General features: G+C 72.0%; 13 protein-coding genes. 6 read left to right on the top strand and 7 right to left on the bottom strand.

Annotated features, from left to right (window positions below):
• Window positions 1-50: 50 nt before the first annotated feature.
• The 3 genes from AB0C03_RS05765 to AB0C03_RS05755 all read right to left on the bottom strand — a co-directional run bounded on the left by AB0C03_RS05765 (window position 51) and on the right by AB0C03_RS05755 (window position 3,132).
• Entirely contained in the window at window positions 51-1,580 is a 1,530-nt protein-coding gene (locus AB0C03_RS05765) for a hypothetical protein (RefSeq protein ID WP_357634731.1), read from the bottom strand.
• A gap of 9 nt (window positions 1,581-1,589) precedes the next feature.
• Window positions 1,590-2,453 carry an alpha/beta hydrolase gene (locus AB0C03_RS05760; RefSeq protein ID WP_030335515.1) on the bottom strand — a complete coding sequence of 288 codons (864 nt, stop codon included), beginning with the start codon at window positions 2,451-2,453 and terminating at the stop codon, window positions 1,590-1,592.
• A gap of 82 nt (window positions 2,454-2,535) precedes the next feature.
• Window positions 2,536-3,132, bottom strand: coding sequence for a helix-turn-helix domain-containing protein (locus AB0C03_RS05755; protein ID WP_357634727.1), 597 nt, complete (start codon window positions 3,130-3,132; stop codon window positions 2,536-2,538).
• Window positions 3,133-3,210: 78 nt separating this feature from the next.
• Here AB0C03_RS05755 and AB0C03_RS05750 point away from each other — a divergent pair, with 78 nt between their 5' ends.
• The 3 genes from AB0C03_RS05750 (at window position 3,211) to AB0C03_RS05740 (ending at window position 7,392) form a co-directional block, all read left to right on the top strand.
• Window positions 3,211-4,785: an FAD-dependent oxidoreductase gene (locus AB0C03_RS05750; RefSeq protein WP_357634724.1), complete on the top strand. Its 1,575-nt coding sequence runs from the start codon at window positions 3,211-3,213 to the stop codon at window positions 4,783-4,785.
• Window positions 4,786-5,052: 267 nt separating this feature from the next.
• On the top strand, window positions 5,053-6,726 hold the full coding sequence (locus AB0C03_RS05745; protein ID WP_357634721.1) for a coiled-coil domain-containing protein: 1,674 nt from the start codon (window positions 5,053-5,055) through the stop codon (window positions 6,724-6,726).
• A gap of 99 nt (window positions 6,727-6,825) precedes the next feature.
• Window positions 6,826-7,392 carry a DinB family protein gene (locus AB0C03_RS05740; RefSeq protein ID WP_210862007.1) on the top strand — a complete coding sequence of 189 codons (567 nt, stop codon included), beginning with the start codon at window positions 6,826-6,828 and terminating at the stop codon, window positions 7,390-7,392.
• Window positions 7,393-7,464: 72 nt separating this feature from the next.
• On the opposite strand, the gene AB0C03_RS05735 is transcribed toward AB0C03_RS05740, so the two are convergent.
• Entirely contained in the window at window positions 7,465-7,656 is a 192-nt protein-coding gene (locus tag AB0C03_RS05735; protein ID WP_357634717.1) for a hypothetical protein, read from the bottom strand.
• Window positions 7,657-7,828: 172 nt separating this feature from the next.
• On the opposite strand from AB0C03_RS05735, the gene AB0C03_RS05730 reads away from it, so the two are divergent.
• A complete protein-coding gene (locus AB0C03_RS05730) occupies window positions 7,829-9,223 on the top strand; it encodes a dihydrolipoyl dehydrogenase family protein (RefSeq protein WP_210866217.1) in 1,395 nt (464 codons plus the stop codon).
• A gap of 26 nt (window positions 9,224-9,249) precedes the next feature.
• On the opposite strand, the gene AB0C03_RS05725 is transcribed toward AB0C03_RS05730, so the two are convergent.
• From AB0C03_RS05725 to AB0C03_RS05715, 3 genes are read right to left on the bottom strand one after another with little or no spacing between them, the layout of a single operon-like run.
• Window positions 9,250-10,017, bottom strand: coding sequence for a nucleotidyltransferase domain-containing protein (locus AB0C03_RS05725; RefSeq protein ID WP_210861102.1), 768 nt, complete (start codon window positions 10,015-10,017; stop codon window positions 9,250-9,252).
• 36 nt (window positions 10,018-10,053) lie between these two features.
• Window positions 10,054-11,394: a hypothetical protein gene (locus AB0C03_RS05720; RefSeq protein WP_030335498.1), complete on the bottom strand. Its 1,341-nt coding sequence runs from the start codon at window positions 11,392-11,394 to the stop codon at window positions 10,054-10,056.
• A 5-nt stretch (window positions 11,395-11,399) separates the two neighbouring features.
• On the bottom strand, window positions 11,400-11,876 hold the full coding sequence (locus AB0C03_RS05715) for a cupredoxin domain-containing protein (protein WP_030335497.1): 477 nt from the start codon (window positions 11,874-11,876) through the stop codon (window positions 11,400-11,402).
• Window positions 11,877-12,000: 124 nt separating this feature from the next.
• Between AB0C03_RS05715 and AB0C03_RS05710 the strand changes: the two genes are divergently transcribed.
• Entirely contained in the window at window positions 12,001-12,843 is an 843-nt protein-coding gene (locus AB0C03_RS05710) for a copper resistance CopC family protein (protein WP_357634712.1), read from the top strand.
• Window positions 12,844-13,090: 247 nt separating this feature from the next.
• Window positions 13,091-15,496 carry an RICIN domain-containing protein gene (locus AB0C03_RS05705; RefSeq protein WP_210866213.1) on the top strand — a complete coding sequence of 802 codons (2,406 nt, stop codon included), beginning with the start codon at window positions 13,091-13,093 and terminating at the stop codon, window positions 15,494-15,496.
• Window positions 15,497-15,499 lie beyond the last annotated feature (3 nt).

The raw sequence follows: 15,499 nt of genomic DNA, 5'->3' as shown, positions 1-15,499 counted from the left end.
TCCCTGGCGTACCCATGGTTCACCACCTCGGGGTGCCGCAACCGTCTCGGTCACCGCCAGACCCTGTCCGCGATGTCGTAGACCATCGTGCGGTCGACCTGCTTCGGAAGCGACTGGCCGAGCCGCCACGACCCGGACGTGGCGTGCAGCTCGACGGTCACCGAGCCCCGCGTCGCGGGGCCCAGCTCGCCGACCCAGTGCCGGTTCTCTTCGATCAGCCGCTCCACGGTCTCGACGTCGGGCGCCGTCACCTCCACCACGGTGGTGTCGACAAGCGCCGAGCCGACCAGCAGGACCAGGAGCCGGCCCAGGACCGCCGCAGGCACCGCGGGGTCCGTCGTTTCGACAGACACGTAGCAGTCGTCATGCCCGGAGAACAACAGGCGTGAGCCGGCCAGAGCGGGTAGGACCGGCTCGTCGAACGTGGCCGTTCCAATGGTGACGATCATTTCGTCGACGCGCTCGGCGGAAGGCGTACCCGGCACGTCGACAAAGGTCAGCTCGTAGGGGTACCAACCGGCCAGGAACCGCGGCAGCTGCTCCCGGGGTATCAGCAGGGCCTCTTCGCTGAGGCCGACGACGCCAGCCGCCAGCGCGCGGACCTCATGCACCTCGAAGCTGACGCCCTGTTCGGCAGCGATCCGTGACGGCCGCCACTGCTGATACTCCTCGTCCAGGAAGCTGTTGGTCTCCACGCCGACAACCATGATGGTGTCGTTCCCGGCGAGCATCAGCACATCGGCCAGCTCGGCGGCCTGCGCCGCAGTCGCATTCACCATCCAGGAGCCGCCTGTCTCGCGAACACTGAAGCTCAACGGGAAGGGCGCACCGTCCAGTCCCACGCTGTTCACGGAGAACGCGCCATGAGGTTTGACCTGGACCGTGGCGCCGTCGCGCGTGCCGTCCCCGGCGATCGGATAGCCGATCGCGGCAATGCCGGAACGCAGATCGGCGACGCTGAGCTGCGGATTCAGGGCCCTCGTCACACGGTCGGTGAGCGGCCGATGGGCAACGATGTGCTCGACCGCCGCCCGGTCCACCGTCATCTCGTAGTAGTCGACGGCGAATTCGACGAAGCGGTCGACGATGTCGTCGAGCAGGATGTCGAGCATGCCCGACCCATCCGGGCCGCTGTCGTCGTACAGTCGGTGCAGTGGTGGGAAGGTGATGCCGTCACCGGCGTGCCAGCGGTCGTCCTCCACCAGCCGCCACAGCACGGTGGTCGCCACGAGTCGGCCGTCCTCGTCGCAGAAGGCGGGTTCCGTCAGCTGAGAACGCAGCACCTCCGGGACGCCGTCGACCAGACCGGGCCACAGCTCGTGGTCCGGATGACGGTACGGCGACATCGCCGATTCATGGTCGAAGAGCCGGATGAAGGCGCCGTCGGGGGTGAACACGACGGCCCACTCGTCGCCGCTGCCATTGCTCATCAGCGCCGCCTCGTCCGTGCCCCAGGTCGAGGTGTAGGCGTAGTAGGGGTCCCCGCCGTCGATGATGCGCTCGAGTACGGCCAAGGCCTTGCAGCGCTGGCGCAGCCGGTCGATGTCGGGGAGTTTGGCGGCGACGTCGTAGGCGGTCACCGGGTCACCCTACGGAGGCGGCAGCACCCCGGTGTCGGGGGCAAGGACTCGGGTGAAGAACACCAGGGTGTCGCGGATCAGCGGCTCCAGCGGCACCCCGACGAAACAGTGGTCGGCGCCCCGCACCACCGACAACTCGACCTCGGCACCCGCCGCGGTCAACGCCGCGGCGAGTTCCTCGCTCTGCCCCACCGGTACGACCAGGTCCTCCTCGCCGTGCACCAGCAGCATGGGCGGGGCGTGGCCGGTGACGTAGGCGATCGGACTGGCTGCCCGGCCCAGCTCGGGGTTGCCGGCCAACGGAGCGCCGATCAGCAGCGACTCGGGCGAGTCGGCAGCGTCGTGGTCGATCGTCCCGGCCGGGTGGGCCTGCGACTGAATGGTCAGCAGGTTGGACGGCGCGTACCAGCAGACCGCCGCCTGGACGCGGGTGTCGTCCTGGTCGTCCCCGGTCAGCGCGAGCATCGAGGCGAGATGTCCGCCGGCCGACTCGCCCCAAACCCCGATCCGTTCGCGGTCCACGCCCGCCGTGTCGCCGTGTCGGCGCAGCCAGCGGACCGCCGCCGTGACGTCGTCGAGTTGGGCGGGGAAATGCGCCTCGCCGCTGAGCCGGTACTGCGCGGAGGCGACCGCGAAACCGGCCCGGATGGCGGCGGTGAAGGGATCCACCTCCATGAGCCACTCCGGTGGCTGCTTGGGCGAGCCGAACAGCCACGCGCCACCGTGGATCCACACCAGGACCGGGACCGGTTGGCGGGCCGCCACGGGCACGACCAGGTCCAACGTGAGCGGGCGGAAGCCCGGGACCTCGTTGACGACGATGTCACGGTGCTCGATCCGGTCGCTCCGGGGCCGGGATGCCGCGTCGGTCATCGCGCCATCTTCGCACCGACGGTCCGTGTTGTCGGGGCGTCCCGGTCGCGGCGACGCCCCGACAACACGGAATCCGCGTTGGTCACTGCTGTTTGTCCGGGCTGGCGGGACGGGCGCGGACGTGCAGCCGCTCCCCCTGCGGCCCGAACAGGCTGAGGGCTTCGGCGGTGCCCGGGCCGGGGTTGAAGAAGAGGTGCGGGATGCGGGTGTCGAACTCGGCCACCTCGCCGGGGGTGAGCGTCAGATCACGGTCACCGAGCAGCAGGCGGATCCGGCCGGAGAGCACGTAGAGCCACTCGTACCCCTCGTGGGCCTGCGGGATCCGGCCTCCGGCGGACGGGTCCGGCGGGAAGATCTGCTTGAACGCCTGCACACCGCCCGGCCGGCGGGTCAGCGGCAGGTACGTCACGCCGTGCCGGACGATCGGTTTGGGGCGCACCCGGGGGTCGCCGGTGGCCGGGGCGTCGACGAGTTCGTCCAGCGCCACCTGATAGGCCCTGGCCAGCGGGAGCAGCAGCTCAAGCGTCGGTCGACGGCTCCCGGACTCCAGCCGGGACAGGGTGCTCACCGAGATGCCGGTCAGGTCGGCGAGCTGGGTGAGCGTGGTCCCGCGTTGGTGACGTAGGGCACGCAGCCGGGGGCCGACGGCCGCCAGCGCGGCACTGTCCTCGTTTGCCATAACGGCAAGGATAGTTGCCGCCGGGCTGGCGGCGGCGGATGGTGGTGACAGCCGACAGAACACGAGGGGGACGAACCGGTGGACGAGACATACGACGTGGTGGTGGTGGGCGGCGGCGCTGCCGGGCTCAGCGGCGCCCTGGCGCTGAGCCGGGCCCGACGGTCGGTGCTGGTGATCGACTCCGGTGAGCCGCGGAACGCGCCCGCCGACCGGATACACAACTACCTGGGCCGGGAGGGAACGCCGCCCGGTGAGCTGCTCGCGGTCGGACGGGCCGAGGTGGCCGGGTACGGCGGGCAGTTCCGCACCGGGCGGGTGCGCAGCGCCACCCGGGACGACGACGGGTTCCAGCTCAGCCTCGACGACGGCGAGCCGGTGCGCGCCCGGCGGCTGCTGGTGACCACCGGGCTGACCGACGAACTGCCCGACGTGCCCGGCCTGGCACAGCGGTGGGGTCGCGACGTGCTGCACTGCCCGTACTGCCACGGCTGGGAGGTTCGGGACCGTCGCATCGGCATCCTGGCGACCGGGCCACTGGCCGTGCACCAGGCGGAAATGTGGCGACAGTGGAGCTCCTCCGTGCTGCTCCTGCTGCACGACACCCCGGCACCGGACGCGGAGACCGCCGAACGGCTCGCCGCCCGCAGCATCACGGTGGTGCCGGGCCCGGTCGCCGCGGTGGAGGTGACCGACGACGTGCTGACCGGGGTACGGCTCGCCGACGGTCGTGTGGTGGCGCTCGACGCGATCGTGGTGGCGACGCGACTGACCCCCCGCGCCGACCTGCTGGTGGGGCTGGGCCTGGCCCCCGAAGAGGTGACGATGGGTGAGCATGTCATGGGTGCCCAGATCCCGGCCGACCCCACCGGCGCGACCGCCGTCCCCGGTGTCTGGGTGGCGGGCAACGTGGCCGACCTCCGGGGACAGGTGATCACGTCCGCCGGGGCCGGGTTGACCGCCGCGGCGGCGATCAACGCCGATCTCATCGCCGAGGAGACCCGCGACGCGGTGGCCGCGTACCGGCAGTTGGTGGCCACGACGTTCGAGGAGCCGGCGTGGGAGGAGCGCTACCAGTCCCGGCCCTCGGTGTGGAGTGGGCGGCCGAACCCGCAGTTGGTCGCCGAGGTCACCGACCTGACCCCGGGGCGCGCGCTGGACGTGGGCAGCGGCGAGGGCGCCGACGCGGTGTGGCTGGCCACGCGTGGCTGGCAGGTGACGGCGGTGGACATCTCCAGCACGGCGCTGAGCCGGGCGGCCGCGAACGCCGAGGCCGCCGGCGTCGGTGACCGGATCGAGTTCACCCACGTCGACCTGCGGGACAAGCCGCCCGCCGAGCAGGCGTACGACCTGGTGTCCGCGCAGTTCATGCACCTGCCTCGGCAGCAGCGGCAGGAGTTGTTCGCCCGGTTGGCCGCGGCGGTGGCACCGGGCGGCGTCCTGCTGATCGTCGGCCACCACCCGTCTGACCTGTGGGGGGCGGCGCACCGGATGCACATGCCGGACGCGATGTACACCGCGCAGGAGGTGGCCGCCGATCTGGACCCGATCCACTGGGAGGTGCTGACGGCGGAGGAACGCGCCCGCCTCGCCACCAACCCCGACGGCGAGGACGTCACCCACCACGACGCGGTCCTGGTCGCCCGCCGACGCTGACCCGCACCGGCCCGTCGCCCCGCGTCCGCACGTCGACCTGCGTCGATCATGGACTTTCCCCGGATGACAAAGGTGGTGGAGCAGCACCTTTCCGGCACCACGAGTCCGTGATCGGCGCGGGAACGGGGGAACGCGGGGCGACAACGTGAGAGGGGGTGGGGCAGGACTTCGCATGAGGTCCGCTCGGCGGTAGCGTTGCGCCACACTGACGGCCCGTGGGGCAGGCGACCGCCGACCCTGACGCCCCGATCGTACGGAGGATGGTGCATGTCCATCGGCGCTGAGCCGCACGCAGCACGCGACGATGCGGCCTCCCGGCCGAGCTTCGAGCTCGCCCTGCGCGGATACGACAAACGCCAGGTGGACCGGCACCTGGAGCAGCTCGACGGTCAGATCGCGATGCTGAGCGGGGAGCACGGGCGTTCCGCCGTCCGAGTCCGTGAGTTGACCGCCGAGGTGCAGCGGCTGCGTGCCGAACTGGCCGAGCTTCAGGAGCAGCCCGTGCAGGTGGACCGCGCCTCGTTCCACGACCTCGGCCCGATGGTCGGCGAGATCATGGCCCTCGCCGAGAAGCAGGCCGGGATCATCACCGAGTCGGCCACCGACCGGGCGAACGAACTGCGCAGCGAAGCTGAGCGGATCCTCGCCGACACCCGTGAGCGGTCCGCGCAGGCACGTCAGGACCTGGCCGAGGAACTGGCCGCCCGGCGCGCCGAGCAGGAGCAGGCGTACGAGGAGCGGCGCACCCTGGCCGAGGCCGAGTTGACGGCGATCCGCGAGCACGCCGAACAGTTGCGGGCCGACGGTGAGGCCGCGCACGAGCGCGCCCAGCACGAGGCCAAGCGGATCACCGAGCAGAGCGCGCAGCAGCTCAACCAGACCCGGGTGGCCGCCGACGCGCTGATGAAGTCGGCCCGTACCCAGATCCAGCAGGAACTCCAGTCGGCCCGCGCCAAGAACCAGCAGGAGATGGCCCAGTGGCAGGCCAACGTGGAGCGAGAGGTCAACGAACGGCGCACCGCCGCCGAGCAGGACATCGCCGAACAGCAGGCCGCCGCTGAGCAGGAGCTGGCCGAGCAGCGCAGCGCGACCGAGCAGCAGATCGCCGCGCTGCTGGCCGAGGCGCAGCAGCACGTGACCGAGCTGCGCAACCGCGCCGACGAGCAGGCCGCCAGCCAGCAGCAGCAGCTCGCCGCCCTGCAGAAGGAGCTTGACGAGCGCCGGCAGGAGGCCGCGGAGCTGCACGCCGAGCTGGACACCGGCCGCCAGCAGCTCGCCGAGATCCGCCAGGAGGGCGAGGCGCTGGAGAACGAGCTGTCCCGGATGCAGCAGCGGCTCAGTGAGGTCCGCCGGGACCTCACCGCCGAGAACGCCCGCCTGGACGAGGCCCGCCGGGCCGGGGACTCCGCCGAGCGGCACGCCAAGGAGGTCCGCGCCCGCGTGCAGCGGGAGGCCAAGCGGGTGGCCGACCTCGCCGCCGCCGCGGTCATGGCCGCGGCAGCCGGCGGTACGGAGACCGCGGAGTACCCGATGGTGGGTTCCCGCGCCAGCGCCGATCGACCCGCCCCCGAGCGGACCGGTGTCGAGCAGCTCACCGTCGACCGCGTCGGCGTCGACCGGCACGCCACGGAGCGAGCCCCGGTGGCCGACGCCGACGCCGATCGCGCCACGTCCGACCGCTCCCCTGTCGACAGTGGCCCCGCCGACCAGGCCCCGGCCGAGCAGGTGAACGGCGACCCGGCCGAGCAGGTGAACGGTGAGCACGGTGGCGCGGCGGTGGTGGCGGACGAGTCGGTGGCGCCGGACGCTACTGCTGCCCGTGAGGTGAGTGCCGACGCCGAGCCGATCTTCCCCCGGCACATCGGCACCGACGCGCCGACGCCCGTGCCGTTCCTGGCCTTCGGGCAGCCGGTCAGTGAGAACGGCGCCGCCCGGCGCTGACCTCAGCAGCGGTTGCACCCGGGCCCGGAGCACCTCCGCACGGGCCCGGGTCGACCGCCCGGGGTTGGCAGCCAGGTCCGTTGTCCGTAGTGTGCGGCGGTGACGAGAAGCGAGCGACTCGCCGACCAACTGGACCGGCACTGGCGCAAGAACCTGCGACCGCGGCTGGACGATCTGACGGATGAGGAGTACTTCTGGGAGCCGGTGCCCGGCTGCTGGAGCATCCGCCCACGTGGCACGTCGGCCGCACCGATGTCAGCAGGTTCGGGGGCATGGACGGTGGACCACGCGTCCCCTGACCCGGTACCGGCGCCGGTGACCACCATTGCCTGGCGGTTGGCGCACATCATCGTCTCCTGCCTGGGTTATCGGGTCGGATGGCACTTCGGCGGCCAGGACGTCGACTCGCAGACCTTCGCCTACGCGGGGACCGCTGACGAGGCGCTGCACCAGCTCGACGAGATGTACGGCAGATGGAACGCCGGAGTCCGCGAGCTCTCGGACGCGGACCTGGAGAATCCGCCGCCGGTGGGTACCGAGCGGTTTCCGATGGAGGGCATCGTCCTGCACGTCAACCGGGAGCTGATCCATCACGGCGCCGAGATCTCCCTGCTGCGCGACCTCTACCGCTGGCAGGACACAGGCGTGGCTCACGACGGAGGCTGAGCCGACCGGGCGAGATACCGCCGCAACTCGGCGGCCTCCCCGTCGGTGAGGACGGGGGCGAAGTCGAGGTGCTCACCGGGCGATCTGATCCAGCGGTACGCCGAACAGGCGGGCCGCACCCTGGCGTGCCACCGTGCGCACCTCCCGCAGGCTGCCGGTGGCGCCGGCCAGCACCTCCCCGTCAGGTCCTTCGACCAGCACCGCGTACGACCGATCCGGCTCATGGCGGACCCGGGCACGGAACTGCGGCGGGATGTCAGGCATCCACCGATGATCCCTCACCGGGCTCGCCGCGTGGGTCCTCGGCACCTGGTCAGGGTCCGGGTGGATTCTGCGCGGAACCGGATCGCCGCGCCCAACGGAGCTGGCAGGCTGGGCTGGCCGCCGTGCACCAGCGGTGGCCGCCGGCCTGGCCGGTGACCGAGAGGAGCGCCGGGTGACCGACCAACCGGAGGAGTTCGACCTGCTCGTCGTCGGTGGCGGCAAGGCCGGGAAGACGTTGAGCATGGACGTCGCCCGATCCGGGCAGCGGGTCGCCATGGTCGAGCGCGGCATGATCGGCGGCAGCTGCATCAACGTCGCCTGCATCCCGACCAAGGCGTTGGTGACCAGCGCGCGGGCCGCCCGCCAACTGCGGGACGCGTCGGCGCTCGGCCTCACTGTCGACGGCGGCCGGGTCGACGTGGACCTGTTGCGCGCGCACAAGCAGGACGTGGTCGAGGGGATGGTCGCCGCCAACCGGCAGCAGTTCCTCGACTCCGGCCTGCACCTGGTGATCGGCGAGGCCCGGTTCGTCGGCCCACGGACCGTCCGGGTGGCCCTCGCCGACGGTGGCGAGCGGCTGCTGCGCGGCACCGACGTCGTGATCAACACGGGGACCCGCCCCCATCTGCCGTCGGTGCCCGGGATGGCCGAGGCCGGGGTGCTCACCAGCGACGAGCTGCTGCGCCTGGATCGGCTGCCGGCCCGGCTGGTGGTGCTCGGCGGCGGCACCGTCGGGGTGGAGTTCGCGCAGATGTTCGCGTCGTTCGGCAGCGCGGTGACGCTGGTCGAGGGCGGTCCACGGCTGCTCACCCGGGAGGATCCCGACGTGAGCGACGCGGTGATGCGCGTCTTCCTCGACGACGGCATCGACGTACGGGTGGGTGTGGCGGTAGCGCGCATCGAGCGGGACCCCGACGGCGCGTTGCGGGTGACGCTGGACGACGGCGGCGTGGTGATCGGGGACGACGTGCTGGTGGCGGCCGGCCGGGAACCGGTCACTGACGGGCTCGGCCTGGACGTCGCCGGCGTACGGCTCAGCGAACGGGGCTTCGTGGAGGTCGACGAACACCTGCGCACCAGCGCCGAGCACACCTGGGCGGCCGGAGACGTCGCCGGCAGCCCCCAGTTCACCCACGTCTCGTTGGACGACTACCGGATCATCAGGGCGAACCTCGCGGGAGGCCGGCGCAGCACCGCCGACCGGCTGATCCCGTACACCGTCTTCACCACCCCGGAGCTGGCCCGGGTCGGGCTGACCGAGATCGAGGCGCGCCACGCCGGGTACGACGTCCAGGTCGCCCACCTGCCGGTCGCCGCCATCCCCCGGGCCCGCACCCTGCGTCAGACCCGGGGCATGTGGAAGGCGGTCATCGACACCGGCACCGACCGGATCCTCGGCGCGGCGCTGCTCGGCCCCGAGGCCGGCGAGGTGATCACCTCCGTGCAGCTGGCCATGCTCGCCGCGATGCCGTGGACCGCCCTGCGGGACGCGGTCATCACCCACCCGACCATGACCGAGGGCCTCAACCTGCTGTTCGCCTCGCTGGAGTCCCGCCCGGTCCGCTGAGCGCCGCTCGACCAACCGTGCACCGGCTACCCGGCGATCTCGTCGCGTACCCGTTGCTGGAAGGCGCGGGCCTGCGCCCCGGTGGGCGGCGGCCCGCCGTGCCGCGCGGCGACCGCCTGCCGGATGACCTCGGCCGGGTCCCCCGCGTCGATCAGCCGCTGACCGGCCGCCGTCTTGGCGAGCCAGATGCCGTCGCGGTGGCGCACCAGCGATCGGCAGGCCCCGAGCACGGCGTCCTCGGTGCCGGGTGCGGGTTGGTCGGCGGGCGGTGTGGGTAGGGCGAGCCACCAGGTCAGCGCCTCGACGAGCAGCCGGCGCAGGTCGGCCGGGGCGAGGTCGGCGAAGACCTCCCCCGCTGGCGGCCCGAGCAGCGCGAGTCCGCTCTGGTGCAGGATGCTGCGGTCGAGGCCGTACCAGAACCGGCCGTCGGCGACCGGGCGGTCGGCGGGGTCGAGGGTGCGCCGGAACGGCATGCCGGCCCCGGTGTTCAGTTCGACCTCGAAGCCGGGCTCGGGGGTGCCGGAGGCGGCCACCGCCCGGTCGTAGACCACCAACTCCAGCCCGCGCGCCGGGCAGGGCAGCGCCTCGTGCCGCAGCCGCGCGACCAGCGCCTGCTTGGCGTCGGTGCTGAGCGGCCCGGCGCTGAGCAGCGCCACGTCCACGTCGCTGCGACCGGGCTGGTACGCCCCGAGCCCGACCGAGCCGGCGGCGTACGCCCCAACCAGGTCGGTGCCGAGCACGTCCCGGGCGGTGCTGACCAGGTCGTCGAGGTAGCGCTGAAGATCGGAGTGCACGGGCCATCATGGCGCACGGCTCGGAACCGGGCGGCACTACCCCGCGTAGAGCAGCAGCAGACCGGCGACGGTGTAGGTGACCATGAGTGCCAGCAGGGGCAGTTGGCCGGCCACCGCCCGGGCCCGGGGGAACAGGTACAGCGCGCGGTCGTGGGCGAGCAGGGTGCCGAGCAGGTGCCCGAGGACGATGACGGTGATCTGCAGGGTGGCCACCCCGGAGGGCGTGACCAGCGCGGTGTGCGGCTCCCAGTCGGCGGTGCCGAGCCAGTTGGCACCGGTGCCCAGCGGGTCGGAGAGCAACGCGACGGTGCGCTGGCCCTCCAGGATCAGCAGTGAGTAGTAGTGCGCCACCACGTACCCGACCGCGATCGGCACGATGGAGTGGGCGATCTCGCCCGGCACGGCACGGGCCTCGGCCGGGTCCGCGCGACCGATGCGCGCCGCGGCGCCGGTGGCGGCGAGGTACGCCACCGCGACGGCGGCGATGACGAGGCTCAGGCCGGCGCTGCCGGTGACGGCCGGGTGCAGGCCGTTCTCCTGGCTGAAGCGCAACCAGCCCGGCGCGTTGGAGAGGCTGTCGTACATGGTCGAGCCGAGCAGCACGATCACCACGGCGACCAGCCCGGGGCGGGGACGCAGACCGGCGATCCCGTCGAGCGGGTTGCGCCACACCAGGACGCCGTCGGCGGCCCGGCCGAGCGGGGCGAGCTGACCGATCAGGGTGCTGTACGCCTCGAACGGGTCGGCGTGGTCGAACCAGCCGGCGCCGAACACCACCGCGCCGACCAGCAGGAGCACCGCGTACCCGGCCAGCCAGGCGGTGATGACCGGCAGGGTGGCCCGGTCGGGGGCGACCAGTTCCAGCCAGACGAACCCGAACAGGGTGGCGGCGGCGGGCCACCATCCGACCCCGTCGGGCAGTTCACGCAGCCCACGGTGCGGGTCGCGCCGCGCGGCCAGCGCGACGAGCAGGTGCACGGTGCGCAGCGGGTTGACCGCCCGCCAGACCGGGCCGAGCAGCAGCGACAGCGGTGCCAGCCCGACCCAGAGCAGGACGTAGAGCGTGCCGGCCGTCGGGTTGTCAGCGGTGTCCGGCCCGCCCAGCAGGCCGAGGCAGAACCAGGCCGCGGCGAGCAGGCCGAGCCCGCGCAGCGCCCACCGGACGGCCTGCGCGTCGACGAGTCGAGCGAGCCAGCGCGGCACGGGACGACCGCCGCTGGCGTCCCGGTCGAGCCGGGGTTCGCGCCACAGCACACCCAGTGCCACGAACGTGACGACGAGGGTCAGCGCGGCGGCGACGACGAGCTGCGGCAGCGTGATCGGCAGGTCCTGGCGGCCACCGACACCGTGGGCCAGCAGCGTGGGAGCGGCCGTCATGCCGCTCAGCGGACGACGAGCTGGAAGAGCACCAGCTCGGAGTCGTGCGTCTCCACCTCGAACAGTCCGGTCTGGTCGGCGCGGAACTCGACCGAGCCGGGCGTGCCGGCCGGCAGCCGGGCGCCCAGGTCGTAGCCGTGCACGTGCAACTCGTCGGACACGTCGGAGGTGACAGTGATCCGGACCAGCTCGCCCTTACTGACGGTGACCCGCCCGGTCGGCGGATCGACCCGCCGCTTCGCGATCGTCACGGTGATCTGTCGGTCCACCGCCGGGGTGCTGGCGGCGGCGCTGGGGGTGCCGGTGGGCGTCGGGGCGGGTGCGGTGGGGGTGGCGCCCGACGGGCCGGCGGACGTCGGCGCCGTCGAGGGGGTGCCCACCGAGGGGTCGTCGTCCTGCCCGCAACCGGCGAGGAGCAGGGCGGCGAGGGCGACGGCGGTGACGGTCGCGGCGGTGCGGGCGGCGGGGGTGCGGACGAACACGGGTGGACTCCGAACGACGCGAGGGGGACGGGTGTCGGTTTGATCGTCGGGGAGGAGAACTCTACGTCTTGTTCGGTGCCGGGGAAATGACCATGATGAACGAATGCGATCGAAGCTGGTCACTGTGCGTAAGGTTCTGAGCCGTACCGTGGCGGCGCTGGCGGCGGCCCTGGCGGTGTCGCTGCTGCTGCCGGTCGCCCCGGCGTACGCGCACGGCCAGCTGGCGACCTCCACCCCGCTGACCGGCACCGTGGTACGCGAGCCGCTGACGCAGCTGGCGTTGTACTTCACCGAGAAGCCGGCCTCGAACGCGCACTTCGCCGTCACCGGGCCGGACGGGTCGCGAGTGGACAGTAGCTGGTCGCACGGTGAGCCGAAGCGACTGGACAAGCCGGTCACCGAGTACTTCATGGTCAATGGCGTGTTCGAGCCACGGCTGTACCACACCGGCTTCCCGGCCATGGTGACCGTCGCCCACTGGCCGGCGAAGGGCCGTTACACCGCCAGCTATCTCTCCGTGGCCTCCGACGGTGAGGCGGTGCGGGGCGAGGTGAGCTTCGACTACCAGGGCCCCGGCACGCCTGCCCCGGCCGGTTGGTCGCCGCCCACGGCGGGGCCGGATCCGGCGCTGCTCGCCCAGGCCGAGGGTGAGGGCTCGATCACCCCCGGAGCCACCGGCAGCCCGGTCGCCCCCACCGACGCGGCGGCGGACGACCCGGCCGGCGCCGCCCCGGAGCAACGTGACGGCGGCTTTCCGGCCTGGCTGGTCCCGGCCCTGATCGTCGTGGTGGTCTCGGCGGTGGTGTTGCTGGCGGCCCGCCGTCGACCGGCGGCGCGGGGCGCCTCCCCGGCGGGCCCCCGGCCGGCCGGCCCGGCGGGTCGGGGCGCAGGCGCCCGCAAGGCCGCGGGTCCGACTCGGAAGACCGGTGCCCGGACGGGTGGTCCGGCGCGGCGCGGACGGCGGTAGCCACCGCAGCAACCGGCATTCTTCGCGTACCGCCTCGAACTTTCGCACGGACATAGGAAACTTTTGATGTATCGAGGCGAAGCCATGGACAGTGCAATCGAAACACCTTAATGTCTCGACCCATCAACCCGGTGTTTCCGCACTGTCACTCGTCGGCGTCGAGGACGTTACGGAGCCGGGGCCGACGGTCATCCTCACCGCTGATCCACGCCGGCCGTCGGGCACTCCACTGCCTCCTGGAGGAACGATGGGCACACCCCTGCTACGCCGACTCCACCATCCCGTCCTCGGTGCGCTGGCGCTCGTCCTCGCCGCCGGCCTCTGGGCCGTCCCCGCCACCGCCGCCCCCGCGCAGGAACCGGGCGTCACACTGCGCGTCTTCGACGTGCAGGTGCCGCTGTCCGAGCTGTGCACCCTCAAGCCCGCCCAGACCCCGAACGTGGACAAGCTGATGTCCACCATCAACTGGACCTCGGCGGCCGACTTCGGCTTCGAGGACAACTTCGTCTCGCAGGTGCTCGGCAACATCACCACCACCCAGGCCGGCAGCTACACGTTCCGGCTCAGCAGCGACGACGGATCCAAACTGTCCATCGACAACGCCGTGGTGATCAACCACGACGGGCTGCACGGCGCCACCCCGCCCAAGGAGGGCACCGTCACCCTCACCGCCGGCCTGCACCCGCTGCGCATCGACCACTTCGAGCGCGGCGGTGGACAGCAGATCACCCTGGAGTGGAAGACGCCCGGCTCGTCGGCCTTCGTGGTCGTACCGAACTCGGCGCTGAGCACCGACGCCGGCGTGGTCCGGGTGACCGCGCCCGGCCGCAAGGAGTGCGAAGGGGTCTTCGACTCCCCCGGCGACGGGCTGCCGCTGACCGGCGTGCACCCCGGCTACACGCTGACCAACCTGCGGCCCAGCGGCTTCCAGCCGAAGGTCACCGGGATGGACTGGCTGGCCGACGGCCGGCTCGTCATCAGCACCTGGGGCGGTAGCGACCAGTCCGGCACCTCCCAGGACGGCGAGGTCTGGATCCTCGGCAACACCGGCGGCTCGACCAGCCCCGGCACCGTCACCACCAAGAAGATCGCCGGCGGCCTGAAGGAACCGATGGGGCTCAAGGTCGTCGACGGGGTGGTCTACGTGACCGAGAAGCAGCGGTTGACCCGGCTGGTGAACACCGGCGGCGACGAGGCGGCCGAGCGCCTGGAAACCGTTGCCACCTGGCCCTACGGCGGCAACTTCCACGAGTTCGCCTTCGGCCTGCTCTACGCCGACGGGTTCTTCTACCTGAACCTGTCGGTGTCGATCAACTCCGGCGGCGCCACCACCAACCCGCAACCCGCCACCAACCGGGGCACCACCATCAAGGTCAACAAGGACACCGGCGCGGTCAGTTACGTCGCCGGCGGCCTGCGTACGCCGCACGGCATCGGCTGGGGTCCGGAGGGCGGCCTCTTCGTCACCGACAACCAGGGCGGCTGGCTGCCCTCGTCGAAGCTGGTGCACGTCAAGCAGGGCCGGTTCTTCAACCACTACACGAACCCGGCGGGGCCGTTCGACACCGCCCCGGTCACGCAGCCGGTGCTCTGGATGCCGCAGAACGAGATCGCCAACTCGCCCAGCACGCCGCTCTACCTGACCAGCGGCCGGTACGCCGGCCAGTTCGTGATCGGCGACGTGACCTACGGTGGCCTGCAACGGGCGAACGTGGAGAAGGTCAACGGCGAGTACCAGGGCGCCCTGTTCCGGCTCACCCAGGGCCTGGAGGCGGGTGTCTCCGAGGTCAACATCGGCCCGGACGGCGCGATCTACGTCGGCGGGCTCGGCGCGGGCGGCAACTGGGGCCAGAGCGGCAAACTGTCGTACGGCCTGCAGAAGCTCACCCCGAACAGTTCCACCACGTTCGAGATGCTCGCGATGCGCGCCACCACCACCGGCTTCGAGGTGGAGTACACCCAGCCCGTCTCGGCGGGGACCGCCGCCGAACTGGCCGCGCGCTACAAGATCAAGCAATGGCGGTACGTGGCGACGTCGGCCTACGGCGGGCCGAAGATCGACGAGGAGACGCTGACCGTCACCTCGGCCACCCTCTCCTCGGACGGAAAGAAGGTCACCCTGGTGGTGCCCGGTCGCAAGGCCGGTCGGGTGGTGCACCTGCGCTCGCCGCGCCCGTTCACCTCCACCACCGGCCAGTCACTGTGGAGCACCGAGGCGTGGTACACGCTCAACTCCATCCCGGGCAGTCCGCCACCGCCGAGCGGCGGCACCATCACCGGCGTCGGCGGCAGGTGCCTGGACGTCGACAACTCGGGCACCGCCGACGGTACGAAGATCCAGCTCTGGACCTGCAACAACACCGCCGCGCAGTCGTGGACCCGGGTCGGCGACACCTACCGCGCGCTCGGCAAGTGCCTGGACGTGGACAATGCGGGCACCGCGAACGGCACGAAGATCCAGCTCTGGACCTGCAACGGCACCGGCGCGCAGGTCTGGCAACCGCAGAGCGACGGGTCGATCCGCAACCCGCAGTCCGGGAAGATCATGGAGGCCGCCGGCGGCAACACCGCCGAGGGCACCCAGATCCAGCTCGGCACCTATGCGGGCGGCGCACACCAGAAGTGGGTGGTCAGCAGCGGGGTAACCGGCTGACAG

The organism is Micromonospora parva (assembly GCF_040649675.1).
Lineage (GTDB): Bacteria > Actinomycetota > Actinomycetes > Mycobacteriales > Micromonosporaceae > Micromonospora > Micromonospora parva.
Note: the sequence above shows the minus strand (reverse complement) of the source record. Positions and strands in the feature narration are given on the sequence as shown.

Excerpts from the sequence above, each read along its gene's own strand:
- AB0C03_RS05745 (WP_357634721.1), top strand. The coding sequence starts at position 5,053 with ATGTCCATCGGCGCTGAGCCGCACGCAGCACGCGACGATGCGGCCTCC.
- AB0C03_RS05705 (WP_210866213.1), top strand. The coding sequence starts at position 13,091 with ATGGGCACACCCCTGCTACGCCGACTCCACCATCCCGTCCTCGGTGCG.
- AB0C03_RS05760 (WP_030335515.1), bottom strand. The coding sequence starts at position 2,453 with ATGACCGACGCGGCATCCCGGCCCCGGAGCGACCGGATCGAGCACCGT.
- AB0C03_RS05755 (WP_357634727.1), bottom strand. The coding sequence starts at position 3,132 with ATGGCAAACGAGGACAGTGCCGCGCTGGCGGCCGTCGGCCCCCGGCTG.
- AB0C03_RS05720 (WP_030335498.1), bottom strand. The coding sequence starts at position 11,394 with ATGACGGCCGCTCCCACGCTGCTGGCCCACGGTGTCGGTGGCCGCCAG.
- AB0C03_RS05735 (WP_357634717.1), bottom strand. The coding sequence starts at position 7,656 with ATGCCTGACATCCCGCCGCAGTTCCGTGCCCGGGTCCGCCATGAGCCG.